Here is a 13,824-nt window from a genome sequence, read left to right as displayed (position 1 = left end):
TTTTTTATTTCTTGTAATCTTGATTATAAACAACCAATTCTGTTAAATTTTCTTTAGTTGGGTTTTCTGCAAAAGAGCGTAAATAAGTATCTGTATATTTTATAATTCTATCTTCTGGGTAAAACAATACTTTATTATCATATTGTGCCCATTCATTCATGTTTAAGTATGCTTTACCGTTTTGGTATCTATAAAAATCTTGAATATGTTCTGGTAATGCATCTTCTAACTCTTCACTTAAAAAAATATTATAGTAGTTTAAATCTGCTGTAAAAAAGTGAAAAGAAAGTAAATTGTCATAAAAACCAGTTAGGTTATTTGCGAATGGTAGAAATACGGTAAATATTAAAATTACTATCTTTTGTTTGTTGATGAATTTTAGAAAGAAATCAAATGCATTAGTTGTTTTTAAAGTCCAGAAAATTACAACTACAGAAACCATATTCTGAATATTCCAGGGTACAACATTGTAACCATAACCTAAGTAAAATAGTAATAGCGTAATAATACCATGCATGGCTAGAATAAACACTACTCCAAACTTTCTTGTTTTATTAAACAACAATAAAACACCCATAGATGCTTCTAACCAAGGAACTAAATAAGTAAAAAATTCTAAAAAGATATGAGGTAAAAAGCTAAAATGTTTTTCTAAAGCACTTAACCATTGTGAATAAAATGCTTCGTTAAGTTTCTGAATTCCGCTCCAGAAATAAGTAGCAAAAAAGATAAGAATTACAGCGTACAATACTTTTCTATAATCTGTTTTTTTTGGAAATATTTCAATAGCTAAAATGGTTAAAAAACTCTGATAAAAGTAGGGTTGAAGTCTATTTTGATCTATTAAAGCTAAATAAAGGTAAAGTAAAAGAATTAACCAACCTTGCCATCTTTTATTCTGAAAAATATAAACAATTTGTATAATAAAGAAAAAACCACCTAAGATGTAATCTAATGGATTTGTAGGTATTGGCAACCAATTAAACAAAGGAATTACAGGAAAAACTTTTGTAGTAAGCCATAATTTTGGTGCATAGACCATTAGTACCAAAACGGCAAGAATTGCAATAATACGTACCCAATTTACTTTTTCTTTGTCTGTTAGGTTTGTGAACATTTTACTTTATTAAAATTTATTTACCTAATTCTGTTTCCAATTTGTTTGCAAACAAGTTTAGCCCTGATTGAACGGTTTGTTTGAGCTCTTTTTTAGTCCTTTTTTAAGGATAAAAAAAGCGAGTAGTGAAAGCAGGAAATAGCTTCTAAAGCTACAATTTCTCTGCTAAATACTTAGCTGTATAAGAATTCTTATTTTTCGCTAATTCTTCTGGTGTTCCTTGAAAAATAAGGTTACCACCATTTTTACCACCTTCTAAACCTAGATCTATAATATAATCTGCACATTTAATTAATTCTATATTATGTTCGATAACAACAATAGAATGACCACGATCTATTAACGCATTAAAACTTGCTAATAACTTTTTAATATCGTGAAAATGTAAACCTGTTGTTGGTTCATCAAAAATAAATAAAGCTTTGTCTTTTGTGTTTCCTTTTACTAAAAATGATGCTAATTTTATACGTTGTGCTTCACCACCAGAAAGGGTAGAAGAAGATTGCCCTAATTGCACATAACCTAAACCAACATCTTGTAAAGGTTTTAGTTTATTGGCAATTTTTGTAACCAAGTTTTCAGAGAAAAAAGCAACTGCATCGTCTATTGTTAGGTTTAAAATATCATCAATAGATTTTCCGTCAAACTTTATTTCTAAAACTTCTTTTTTAAATCGTTTTCCGTTACAAACATCACATTCTAAATGTACGTCTGCCATAAATTGCATTTCTATAGTAACTTCACCTTCTCCTTTACACACTTCACATCTACCACCTTCTACATTAAAAGAAAAATGTTTTGGTTTGTAGTTTCTTATACTAGATAATTTCTGATTTGCATATAAAGCTCTAATATCATCATAGGCTTTTATATATGTTACTGGGTTAGAACGAGAAGAACGCCCAATTGGGTTTTGATCTATAAATTCTACATGTTTTATGGTTTCGAAATTTCCTTTAACTTCTGTATGTTGTCCAATTTTTTCGCCATAACCAACAAGTTTTTTTTGCATTGTTGGGTATAGTATTTTCTTTACCAAAGTACTTTTTCCAGAACCAGAAACGCCGGTAATTACAGACAAGCAGTTTAAAGGAAACGTAACATCTATATTTTGTAAATTATTTTCTCTAGCGCCTACAATTTCTATTTTATTTACTGATGTTCTTCGTTTTCTAGGAACTTCAATCTTTAAATCTTCATTTAAATATTTAGCCGTTAAAGAGTCTGATTTTAAAATTTCTTTAAAATCTCCTTCAGCAACTACATGACCACCAAAAGTACCTGCTTCTGGGCCAATATCTATAATATAATCTGCTTCCCTCATAATGTCTTCATCATGCTCTACAACAATTACAGTGTTGCCTAAATCTCTTAAATCTTTTAAAACGCCTATTAACCTTTCTGTGTCTTTTGGGTGTAAACCAATGCTTGGTTCATCTAAAATATACATAGAACCTACTAAAGAACTACCTAATGAGGTTGCTAAGTTTATACGCTGACTTTCACCACCAGAAAGTGTATTTGAAGTTCTATTAATGGTTAAATAATTTAAACCAACGTCTGTTAAAAACTGTAATCTATTATTTATTTCTGTTAATAAACGTTTTCCTATTTTAGCTTCGTATTTGTCTAATTTTAAATTATTAAAAAATACTGCTAATTCATCTAATGGAAGTGCAACTAAATCTGATATGTTCTTATTATTAATTTTTACATAATTAGTTTCGTCACGAAGGCGTTTACCATTACATGTAGTACATTTTGTTTTTCCGCGATAGCGAGAAAGCATTACTCTATTCTGTATTTTATAACTTTTTTCTTCTAAAACTGTAAAAAAATGATGAATTCCGTGAAAAGATTTATTTCCTTCCCAAACCAATTCTTTTTGTTCATCGGATAATTCGAACCAAGGTTTGTGAATAGGAATATTAAATTGATAAGCAACTTCTATTAAGTCTTCTTTATAATGAATGTAAGAAGGTGTTTTAAAAGGAAAAATGGCGTCTTCCATAATAGATAAACCAGTATTAGGAATCACTAAATCTTCATCTATACCAATTACATTACCATAACCTTCGCAAGTTGGGCAAGCTCCGTATGGGTTATTAAAACTAAACAAATGTGTATTTGGTTCTAAAAATGTAAGACCGTCTAAAGCAAACTTATTACTAAACTCTGTTACCTTATTGTCTGCTAAATTTTCTATAAAACAAATACCTTTTCCTTCAAAAAAAGCAGTTTGAATTGCGTCTGCTAAACGATTATAGAAGTCTTCATTATCTTTTGTTACTATTCGATCTACTACTAAGAGTAAAGGTTCTTCTTTAAAATCTTTCTGCGGAAAGTCTGAAATTTTATAAACTTTATCATTCCATTTTAAACGTGCATACCCTTGTTGTTCTAAAACTTGCAAAACCGTTTTTAAATCTCTGTCTTCATCGATAACTATAGGTGCAAGTAGTAACAGTTTTGTATTATCGTCGAATTTTTTTATAAATTTAACAACATCAGAAACTGTATCTTTTTTAACTTCATCTCCAGAAATAGGAGAGTAGGTTTTACCAACTCTTGCGAATAGTAATTTTATATAATCGTAAATTTCTGTTGATGTACCCACAGTAGAACGCGGATTTGTAGAATTTACTTTTTGTTCAATAGCAATTGCAGGTGCAATTCCTTTTATGTAATCTACTTTTGGTTTATGCAGCTTTCCTAAGAACTGTCTTGCATACGAACTTAAACTTTCTACATAACGCCTTTGTCCTTCTGCATACAGTGTATCAAAGGCTAAAGAAGATTTTCCAGAACCAGAAAGTCCTGTAATTACTACCAATTTATTTCTAGGTATTACAACATCTATATTTTTTAAATTATGGAGTTTTGCTCCTTTAATAATGATGTTTTCTTTAGGATTTACTTTTGAAATATCTATCTTCATGTATCAATAATATAAGCTATAAATTTACCAAAAAATAAGCTCATTTTACAGTGAGTAAAATCTTTTTTTACAAAAAGTTTGTTGTATTAAGAAAAAACATTCATATTTGTAATATATAAACCACACTAAATTAGACGTATATAGTAAAAAAATTACTTTAAAATTATTAACAATTAATAATATAGAAAGGCCCTTTCGCCTCTCTAAAAGTAATTATGGTACGTACAAATTCAATCTCAGACAGTGTTTTAGTTAGTGATTATATAAATGGAAAGGAAGCTTCTTTATCCGTTTTAATTAATAGACACCAACAGCGCTTATTTAGTTTTATATATAGTAAAATACAAGATAAAGACCTTACAGAAGATATTTTTCAGGATACTTTTATAAAAGTAATTAGAACTTTAAAAAAAGGTAATTATAATGAAGAAGGTAAGTTTTTGCCTTGGGTTATGCGAATTGCGCATAATTTGGTAATCGATTATTTTAGAAAAAATAATAGAATGCCATCTTTTAAGAATACAGACGAATTTGATATTTTTTCTGTTCTACACGATGGAAGCTTAAATGCTGAAAAACAATTAATACAAGAACAGATTTACGATGATGTAAGGGAACTTATAAATGAACTACCAGAAGAACAAAAAGAAGTTTTGGTAATGCGCATGTATAAAGATATGAGTTTTAAAGAAATTAGCGAAAATACTGGTGTAAGCATAAATACCGCTTTAGGTAGAATGCGCTATGCCTTAATAAATATGCGTAAATTAATAGATAAACATAAAATTATTCTAGTTAATTAATTTATACACACAATTATTTGTTTTGATTTTAAAAGACCTTTGTAATTAAATTGCAAAGGTCTTTTTAGGTCTTAATAGTATTGTAATTATTGCTTCATATTCAAATAAAAGTTCATTCACGACAAAAAAGTGGCAGTTCACGACATATTTTTTTTATTCTCCATTTAGCACTATAAGTTTGTGTAAACTAAAAACAAATAAAATGGTTAAAAAATTATTTTTTGTCTGCTTATGTATTTTCTTCTTTCAGATACAAAGTAGTAATGCTCAATGGGAAATTGTAGGTGAAGATTTCGAAGGAGGTCATGAAAATCAACAATTAGAAATAGATGGAAATGGGAACACTTACCTTGCTTACACAACAGATAATATTAATAATAATGGCGGTAAAATAACTGTAAAGAAAAGAGATGCAATAACTGGTAATTGGGCAGTTGTTGGAAATGATGATTTTTCTTCAGGTTTTGCATCAGATTTAAATTTAGTTATTCATAATAATGTACCTTATTTAGCTTACAAAGATGGTACGGAAGGTAAGGCAACTGTATTAAAATTAGATGGGGCTAATTGGGTTACTCTTGGTTCTGTAGATTTTACAACTGGTAGTGCAAGGTCATTAGATATGGCCATAGATAACTTAGGAATACCATATATAGCTTTTTCAGATGGCGCTAATTCTGGTAAAACGACTGTAATGAAGTTTGATGATTTAACTTCTACATGGATTGTTGTTGGAAATATAGGTTTTACTGTTGGTCAAACTGCTTATAATAGTTTAGCTATTGATAGTAACAATGTAGTTTATGTTGCATATCAAATGACAGGTACAGATTATTCGAGAAGAGCTTTTGTATCTCGCTTTAACGGTACTTCTTGGGAGTTTGTAAAAACAGCACATTTAGACTATGCATCACTTGAAACTTATACAGTAAATTTAAGCCTTGCCATAGATAGTAATAATAAACTTTTTTTAGCATTAAGCGAAGGTGGAGGCGTTGGTGGAGAGAATGTTGTACTGTCGCATGATGGTACATCTTGGTCTTATTACGGAAGTAATTTTGGCGAAAATACACATCAAATAAGTTTAATCATAGGAAATGATGATGTACTTTATGAAATATATAGAGACAGAGATAATAGTAGCACAAGGGTACTTTATAATGATCCTTTAAACCCGGGTTGGAACTTTATTAACCCAACATTACCCAATGCTGTTAATGCTTTTTCGTTTGCACAACAAATAGCTGTAGATAGTAATGGTAATCTTTTTGTAGCGTATCAAGATAGCGAATTTAACAAAAATAAAACATCAGTTTATAAGTTTAGCAAATTGCCTTTTGCAAATTGGACTAATATTAGTGCAGATACTTCTACAGAATTTGCCTTTGAAAGCGTAGATGGTGAATTAGTAACAGCTTTAGATAGTAATAACTCACCTTATGTTGCGTATTTAAATGATGGAAATAAACTTACTGTTGCTAAGTTTAACGGAACAAAATGGAATTCGATTGGGGTACCAAATTTCGAGATTTCTGAAATAAATGCATCATCAGAATTATCTTTTATAATAGGTAAAGACAATGTGCCTTATATTGCATTTACCCATTTTGTACAAGGTGGAGGTCCGCCTCCTTTAAATAAAACAAAGATTAAAAGGGTTCTTAATAAAGTTGGTGCAGAACCACTACCTCCTTCTCCTGCAATTAAGTTGCTTAAATTTAATGGACAAGACTGGGTAAATGTTTTAGCATCTATTGATGTAGGAGTAGGATTTAGCCCTATACTTTCTTTAGATAATAATAAAGATGTTTTAATAACTTATTTAGATTACAATTTATTTTTACCTATTGTAAATAAAATTAATGGAGATAGCTTGCAACCTTTTGAGACAGCAGGATTAAGTCCGGGATTTATTGGTGGAATTAGTGTTTTAATTGATACTAATAATGTAACATATATGGGTTTTTTAAATTTTGATACAGAAGAGTATATTGTAATGAAATATAATACAGCTTTATCATCATGGGAACTCTTAGCTGCTGGAATACCAACAGCAACTAATTTTAGCCCTAGTAGCAAAATCGAAATATTAAAAATAGATAGTAATAATATGCTATACTATTCTCATGTTATAGAAGATCAACCTATAGGAAAGCAAGCGGTTATTAAAACCTATAATAATGTAACCAATAGTTGGGACGACTTTAATGTTACTGGTATTCCTGTTAACATAGAAAGTATTGGTTTAGAATTTGATAATACAGCGACACCTTATGCCGTTTATAAAGCTTCAGATGAAAAAGTTTCTGTAAGAAAATATAACAATGTAAATTCTCAATGGGAACTTTTAGGTGCTTCAAGTTTTTCTTTTGGTGAAGCAAATAAATTATACCTTAAAATAGATGATAACAATGTACCATATGTTATTTATACAGATGTTGTTAAAGATAATCAACCAAGAGTTTTTTCTTATTTAACAAATACAAGTATTACAAGTACAGCAACTTCTCTTGCATGGAACGACCCTACAATTTGGGGAGATGGAACAGTGCCAACAATTAAAAGTAGAGTTACTATTCCTGCAGGTAAAACTGTAATTATAGATGATGTTACAAGTGCTGTCGCAGGAAGTATTACAATAGAAGGTGTTTTAGAATTTAACTCTAGTAGCACAAGTAGTAGTAGTTTAATTACACAAACAGATCCTATTGGTACAATCGCTTTTAAACGTAATATTTTAGGTGATAAAAAATGGCATATTGTAGCGGCTCCATTAGCTCAAAATAAAGATGTTTTTGCTACAAATAATGCATTGGCAACTGGCCAAGGTAGTAATAGAGGTATTGGTTTTTATAATGATGGAAATGCAGGTTGGACTTATTACCAAGATGGTGCTACTAGCTCTGACGATTTTAATTTTGGGGATGCATATAGTGTATTATTAAGTGATACCAGTGAATTACAATTAGAAGGTTCTGCAACTGCTAGTTCTGTAAATAAGGTACTTACTAAAAACGTTTCTGGTTGGAATTTAGTAGGAAATCCATATTTAGCATTTTTACCTATAAATATTACAGGTAATTCAACAAATAATATATTAGACAATAATGCTACTGTTTTCGAAACAGGTTTTAAATCTTTGTATTTATGGAACAATGCTACGAATGATTATACTGTAGTTAACCAAGCAACTACTGCTACAACGTTTGTTTCACCAGGACAGGGTTTCTTTGTAAACGCAAAAAATAATGGAGCTATATTTAAAATAGACCCAACAATGCGTAGTCATGAAACTGCAACATTTTTTAAATCGTCAAATAATCCTTTTGAAATTAAGCTAGAAGCTAAAGCAGGCGCTACAATTAAAAGGAGTGAAGTAAAGTATTTTAAAAATACAACCACTGGTTTAGATGAAGGTTTTGATGCAGGTCAGTTTACAGGAGGCTTATCAACAACAAGTTCGATAAGATTGTTTACAAAATTAGTAACAGATACCTCTAACTTAAATATTGATTTAGCCTTACAGGTATTACCAAATTCAGATTATGAGAAAATGGTAGTTCCAATTGGTTTAGTTGTTAAAAGCACAACAGAAGTTACTTTAAATGCTGTAATTTCAGAATTGCCAACTGGTTATAAAGTATTTTTAGAAGATAGAAAAAATAGTAAATTCTATCGATTAGATACTGCAACAGAAGGGTATACTACAGAAGTTGCTAGCAGTGATAAAAAAGAGCGCTTTTACTTGCATACAACAACCAAAGATTTAACAAAAACTTTAGGAGTAGTAGATAATAATGCTTTAAATACCTCTGTATTTATTACTGATGGGAATATTTTAAAAGTAAACGGCCTAACTTCTAAAAACACAAAATTAAAAATCTTTAATCTTTTAGGAAAACAAGTACTTTCAGAAAAATTACAAGACACAAAAGCATCTATAGATGTAAATCAATTTGCAAAAGGATTTTATATTATAAAATTAAATTCTACAGAGCAAAATGAAATAATAAAAAAAATAATTATTAAATAATACATATTTTAAACAGAAATGAAGAAAAATATAGAAAATAAACCAGAAGATATTACAAGAAAAGATGCTCTTAAGAAAATAGGAAATTATGGTAAATATGCAGCTTTAACAGCCTTAGGTACCTATCTTATTTTAAACCCACAGAAAGCACAAGCTCTAAGTCCTGCAGCTCCGGGAGATGGTTTTTAATAATTAATTTTTAATAAATTAAAAAACGAGTTGCTCTTGCAACTCGTTTTTTTTATTTTTTTTTCTAGTTTATTGACAAACAGTATAATAAATGAAAAAAAGTAACGTTCTACTTATATAATAAACAGAAAATAATATATATGATGCAACTTTACTCTAAAAAGTCTTCTGGTATACAGATGCAACCTAAACAAGAAACAGTTCAATTTTTGATTAATTTTTCCAAATCGTTGCGAGTTGTAAAAACCAAATCAAATGATTTCATTGAATTGAATTTGAATTAAGAGAGGAAAAAGCTTCAACTAACGTTGAGGCTTTTTTTTATATGCATCATTTTTTATTCTATATGAGGCAAAAAAGAATCCTTTTTATTTAGACCTTGCAGTCATGGAAAATATATTAGTAGCAGGTGCAAATGGTACCACAGGAAAAAAAATAGTAAACTTATTACAAACATCACAATATTTTAATCCAGTTGCTATGGTCCGTAAAGAAGATCAAAAAAAGCAATTTGAAGATAAAAATATAAAAACTGTTTTAGCAGACTTAGAAAAGGATGTTTCATTTACCACAGAAAATATAGATAAAATTATATTTGCCGCTGGTTCTGGTGGAAAAAAAGTTAAAGAAGTAGACCAAGAAGGGGCTAAAAGGTTAATAGATGCTGGTAAAAAAGCAAATGTTAGAAAATTTGTAATGTTAAGTTCTATGGGGGCAGACAACCCAGAAAGTTCAGATGAACTTCAAGATTATTTAAAAGCAAAACAAAATGCAGATATTTATTTAAGAGAAAGTAATTTACCATATTCTATTGTAAGACCAGGATCTTTAAATGATGATAAAGGAAAAGGTAAAATTGAATTAAGTAGTAAATTAAATAAATCTGGTAAAATTAGTAGAGATGATGTAGCACAGACATTAGTACATGCTTTACATGATTCTGCAGCAATTAATAATACTTTCGAAATTATAGAAGGAGATACTTTAATAGGAGAAGCAATACCTAGTTAATAAGTTAAGTTAGATACTTAAAAAAAACACCTTAATTAAGGTGTTTTTTTTGTTTTATAATATTCGTTTATTACTGTTTTTCTACCAACAGTCTTCGTAATAATATCGTTTTCTAAATTCCAACCTCTTGCAGGTGAATATTCTCTACCATACCAAATAATTTGTAAATGTAAATCGTTCCATAATTCTTTAGGAAACAATCTTTTTGCATCTTTTTCTGTTTGAGCCACACTTTTTCCGTTGCTTAAATTCCAACGAAACATCAATCTTAAAATATGTGTATCTACAGGAAAAGCAGGTACACCAAAAGCCTGACTCATAACTACACCTGCCGTTTTATGACCTACAGCTGGTAATTCTTCTAAACCTTCAAAACTTTGCGGAACTTCGCCGTTATATTTATCAATTAAAATTTGAGACAAACCATGTATTCCTTTACTTTTCATTGGAGATAAACCACAAGGACGAATAATTGCCTTAATTTCTTCGACAGACATTTTAACCATATCAAAAGGATTGTCTGCTTTAGCAAACAGAAGAGGCGTTATCTTATTTACACGAACGTCTGTACATTGTGCAGATAGTAAAACAGCCACTAATAAAGTAAAAGGATCTTTGTGATCTAAAGGAATTGGAATTTCTGGGTACTTTTCTTCAAGTGTATCAATTACAAACTGAACTTTCTCTTGCTTTGTCATTCTTTAATTTTAATACCAACAAATATACAACGTTGTAAAGTAATTTTTAAAGTAAGTTTTAGGGATTTGTTTTAAGACTTTGTAACTTGCCTACTTTGTAACTTAGAAACTAAATAAAAATGACATCATTAAAAATAGGAGATAAGGCTCCACAATTTGAAGCAAAAGACAATGCAGGTAACACCGTTAAATTAGCAGATTATGCTGGTAAAAAATTAGTGTTATTCTTTTATCCAAAAGCAAGTACACCTGGTTGTACAAATGAAGCATGTGATTTGAGAGACAATTATCAGTCTTTTTTAGCAAAAGGATATGACGTTTTAGGTGTAAGTGCAGATTCTGCAAAAAGACAACAAAATTGGATTAATAAACACGAACTTCCTTTTCCGCTTTTAGCAGATGAAGATAAAGCTGTAATAGAAGCTTTTAATGTTTGGGGACCAAAGAAGTTTATGGGAAAAGAATATGATGGTATTCATAGAACAACATTTGTTATTGATGAAAATGGAGTTATTGCAGATATTATCTTAAAAGTAAAAACGAAAGCTCACGCTGCTCAAATTTTAGATTAAGCTACAATTAAGCCTTTTTGAATTCCGAATTTTATTAATTCTGGAGTGCTTTTAGTATGTGTAATTTCAAATAATTCTCTTTTGTGAGATTTTAGAGAACTTTCTGTTATATTTAATATGGTAGAAAGTTCTTTCTCATTTTTATTAGAATGTATATATAGTGCTTGTAGAACTTCTAATTTTCGTTTTGTAAATGTATAATTCTCTATATTTATTTTAGATGAGGTATTTTTATTTGGAATTGTTGCATCAAAAAAACAATTTAAAATTATTTCTTTAAAATTTTGTAAATCACCATCTTTTCCAACAAAAATATCTACACCATTATTTATAGCTTTCTCTTTTATAAAATTATTATTCATTGTAGTTAATGCGATAATTTTAAAGTCTTTATTTTTTCTTTTTATTTCATCAATAAAATTTAAAGAGCTCTCACCATTAAAATTTACATCTAAAATTAAAACATCTAAATTATAATTATTTGTATATTCTATAAGTGCTTTTAATGTTGTAAATGTGTGTAATATATGTAATTCTTTGTGAGTATTTAAGCTGTCTTTTAAAGCGTCACAAAAGAAACGATTGTCGTCTGCAATTACTATTTCGATCGTTTTATTCATCATTTATAGAAACTTCTATTTTAAATAAACTACCCTTTTTATTTGTAATAATATCTAAAGAACCATTTATTTGTTCAACTCTATCTTTTACACTATTCAGCCCAAAACTTGTCTTAGAATTAATTTTATTATTAAAACCAATACCATTATCAGATACTTTTAATAGTATTTGTTTTTTTGATAGTTGATTTAGTTCAATATTTATTTCTGTTGCTTCAGAATACTTAATTGCATTTGTTGTTAATTCAGAAATTATTCGATATAGATGCACACATTTTTCTTGTTGTAAATCTACATTATCAATATTAAACGTATAATTTATTTTTTGATTTGTAAGTTGATCTAACTTTTCACAAAATTCTATTAAACTTGTAATAAAGTTTTCTGAATTAATTTTAGGAGCATATAAACTGTTTAATAAATAACGATAATCTTTGTAAAAAGCATCTAAGATTTCTTGTATTTTCTCTGGTGTATTATCTGCCTTTTGTAATAAACGTAGTTTTAAAGCCTCTAAATATCCTCCAAAAGTATCGTGTACGTTATTTACTAATTTGTTGCGTTCTTGTTGTTGAATTTCTAAGGCTTTATTTTGAAAGTTATATTTTAACTCATCACTTACTTTTTTCAGTTTAAAATATTTTCTTTGAGTATCTATAACAGCACCAAAAATATATCGTGTAAATAATAAAATTTCTAAAGACAAAGTAATGTAGTAAATATTTGGGCCACTTAATTTTATTGCTAAATTATTATGAACATCGGGGTTCATTATTTGTCCATTAATTACTGCAAGAATTGGCAAAATAAAAGCAATTACTAAATAAACAGGAAGCTGCTTTTTTATAGTTAAATATAAATGGTTTAAAACCCAAATAAATATAATTACTTTTAAAACAGTCCAAACAACTAAATATAAGTCAACTAATCCTCCGAAAAAGTATTTGTAAAAGTATAATAGAATAATAGGTATAGTTATAATAGTTCCCCATTTAAAAAGCCCTTTAGAAATAGTTTGAGAAGCTTTTAATTTGTAAAATTTCATGTAAAAAGAACCAATACAAAATACACCAACTGTCTGACTAAAACTTCTAATATTATTTGTAAAAAAAGCACTGTCTGACCAAAAATATTGTGCACCTAAACCTTTACCAGCAAGAAACTCGAACAAAACAGTAATAATATACAAAGCATAAAATAATACAGCGTATTCTTTTTTAAGTACTGCAAAAAAGACCAATATTAAGGTCATAGAAATTAAAAAAGAGATAAATAAACCATAATAAAAATATTCTGTTTCTACACGTTCTAAAAATTCGTTTTCTGTTTCTAGATATATTGCCATTCTAGTTCTGCCACTACTATTTCTAACTTTTAGAAAAACGCTTGTAGCTAAAATTGAATCTACAGGAATTTTCCAAACTGGGTTTCTATAAAAAATATTTTTATGTGGAAAAAAAACAGTATTAGAAACCCTGTAAAGAGAATCTATTTTAGTTCCTTTTTTTAAATAAACTTTACCATAGGGCAAATAGGTATTAGAAATTGTAAAATATTTACTATTTCTGTTTTTTTTAGATGATTTTATTAAGAAATGTTGCCACAAGGTTTTATTACCTAAAATTTTATAAATTTTTTGATTCTCTTCTTTATAAAAATTACCTTTTGTGTATTCGTTTATTATGTCTTTAATATTTTTTGACTGATTATTATCAGCATAAAAAGTTTTTAATTCTTTATAAACAGATGAAGAATTTTCTTGAGAGAAAATAAGTATTGGTAAGAATAAGATGGGTATTAATAGTTTAATCTTCAAAGTAATTGGGTGTAAAAGACTGTACTA

At 28.7% G+C, this 13,824-nt stretch carries 10 protein-coding genes; 5 read left to right on the top strand and 5 right to left on the bottom strand.

All coding sequences use genetic code 11. From position 1 onward, the window contains the following. Positions 1–4: 4 nt before the first annotated feature. Both SHK09_RS04790 and uvrA read right to left on the bottom strand, forming a co-directional pair. The gene (locus tag SHK09_RS04790) at positions 5–1,117 is read right to left on the bottom strand and encodes a MauE/DoxX family redox-associated membrane protein (RefSeq protein ID WP_319809641.1); all 1,113 of its coding nucleotides are present in this window, start codon (positions 1,115–1,117) and stop codon (positions 5–7) included. A gap of 151 nt (positions 1,118–1,268) precedes the next feature. Continuing rightward, on the bottom strand, positions 1,269–4,055 hold the full coding sequence (gene uvrA / locus SHK09_RS04785) for an excinuclease ABC subunit UvrA (protein ID WP_319809640.1): 2,787 nt from the start codon (positions 4,053–4,055) through the stop codon (positions 1,269–1,271). A gap of 215 nt (positions 4,056–4,270) precedes the next feature. Here uvrA and SHK09_RS04780 point away from each other — a divergent pair, with 215 nt between their 5' ends. The 4 genes from SHK09_RS04780 (at position 4,271) to SHK09_RS04765 (ending at position 10,091) form a co-directional block, all read left to right on the top strand. After that, positions 4,271–4,858 (top strand): RNA polymerase sigma factor, encoded by a 588-nt coding sequence (locus SHK09_RS04780; protein ID WP_319809639.1) that lies wholly within the window; start codon positions 4,271–4,273, stop codon positions 4,856–4,858. A 202-nt stretch (positions 4,859–5,060) separates the two neighbouring features. Beyond that, the gene (locus SHK09_RS04775) at positions 5,061–8,891 is read left to right on the top strand and encodes a T9SS type A sorting domain-containing protein (RefSeq protein ID WP_319809638.1); all 3,831 of its coding nucleotides are present in this window, start codon (positions 5,061–5,063) and stop codon (positions 8,889–8,891) included. An 18-nt stretch (positions 8,892–8,909) separates the two neighbouring features. Further along, the gene (locus tag SHK09_RS04770) at positions 8,910–9,080 is read left to right on the top strand and encodes a hypothetical protein (RefSeq protein ID WP_319809637.1); all 171 of its coding nucleotides are present in this window, start codon (positions 8,910–8,912) and stop codon (positions 9,078–9,080) included. Between the two features lie 387 nt (positions 9,081–9,467). Then, positions 9,468–10,091 (top strand): SDR family oxidoreductase, encoded by a 624-nt coding sequence (locus SHK09_RS04765; RefSeq protein ID WP_319809636.1) that lies wholly within the window; start codon positions 9,468–9,470, stop codon positions 10,089–10,091. A gap of 35 nt (positions 10,092–10,126) precedes the next feature. Here SHK09_RS04765 and SHK09_RS04760 read toward each other — a convergent pair whose 3' ends face one another. Beyond that, a complete protein-coding gene (locus SHK09_RS04760; protein WP_319809635.1) occupies positions 10,127–10,789 on the bottom strand; it encodes an endonuclease III in 663 nt (220 codons plus the stop codon). A gap of 119 nt (positions 10,790–10,908) precedes the next feature. Between SHK09_RS04760 and bcp the strand changes: the two genes are divergently transcribed. Then, positions 10,909–11,361, top strand: coding sequence for a thioredoxin-dependent thiol peroxidase (gene bcp / locus SHK09_RS04755; RefSeq protein ID WP_319809634.1), 453 nt, complete (start codon positions 10,909–10,911; stop codon positions 11,359–11,361). Here the strand turns inward: bcp and SHK09_RS04750 are convergent. After that, positions 11,358–11,984, bottom strand: coding sequence for a response regulator transcription factor (locus tag SHK09_RS04750; protein WP_319809633.1), 627 nt, complete (start codon positions 11,982–11,984; stop codon positions 11,358–11,360). The genes bcp and SHK09_RS04750 overlap by 4 nt on opposite strands. Beyond that, on the bottom strand, positions 11,974–13,797 hold the full coding sequence (locus tag SHK09_RS04745; RefSeq protein ID WP_319809632.1) for an ATP-binding protein: 1,824 nt from the start codon (positions 13,795–13,797) through the stop codon (positions 11,974–11,976). Before SHK09_RS04745 ends, SHK09_RS04750 begins: the two co-directional genes overlap by 11 nt. Between the last annotated feature and the right edge of the window lie 27 nt (positions 13,798–13,824).

This window comes from Polaribacter sp. PL03 (assembly GCF_033875165.1).
Lineage (GTDB): Bacteria > Bacteroidota > Bacteroidia > Flavobacteriales > Flavobacteriaceae > Polaribacter.
This window is presented reverse-complemented; position numbering and strand designations above follow the sequence as displayed.

Excerpts from the sequence above, each read along its gene's own strand:
- SHK09_RS04765 (WP_319809636.1), top strand. The coding sequence starts at position 9,468 with ATGGAAAATATATTAGTAGCAGGTGCAAATGGTACCACAGGAAAAAAA.
- uvrA (WP_319809640.1), bottom strand. The coding sequence starts at position 4,055 with ATGAAGATAGATATTTCAAAAGTAAATCCTAAAGAAAACATCATTATT.
- SHK09_RS04770 (WP_319809637.1), top strand. The coding sequence starts at position 8,910 with ATGAAGAAAAATATAGAAAATAAACCAGAAGATATTACAAGAAAAGAT.
- SHK09_RS04790 (WP_319809641.1), bottom strand. The coding sequence starts at position 1,117 with ATGTTCACAAACCTAACAGACAAAGAAAAAGTAAATTGGGTACGTATT.
- SHK09_RS04750 (WP_319809633.1), bottom strand. The coding sequence starts at position 11,984 with ATGATGAATAAAACGATCGAAATAGTAATTGCAGACGACAATCGTTTC.
- SHK09_RS04760 (WP_319809635.1), bottom strand. The coding sequence starts at position 10,789 with ATGACAAAGCAAGAGAAAGTTCAGTTTGTAATTGATACACTTGAAGAA.
- SHK09_RS04780 (WP_319809639.1), top strand. The coding sequence starts at position 4,271 with ATGGTACGTACAAATTCAATCTCAGACAGTGTTTTAGTTAGTGATTAT.
- bcp (WP_319809634.1), top strand. The coding sequence starts at position 10,909 with ATGACATCATTAAAAATAGGAGATAAGGCTCCACAATTTGAAGCAAAA.
- SHK09_RS04775 (WP_319809638.1), top strand. The coding sequence starts at position 5,061 with ATGGTTAAAAAATTATTTTTTGTCTGCTTATGTATTTTCTTCTTTCAG.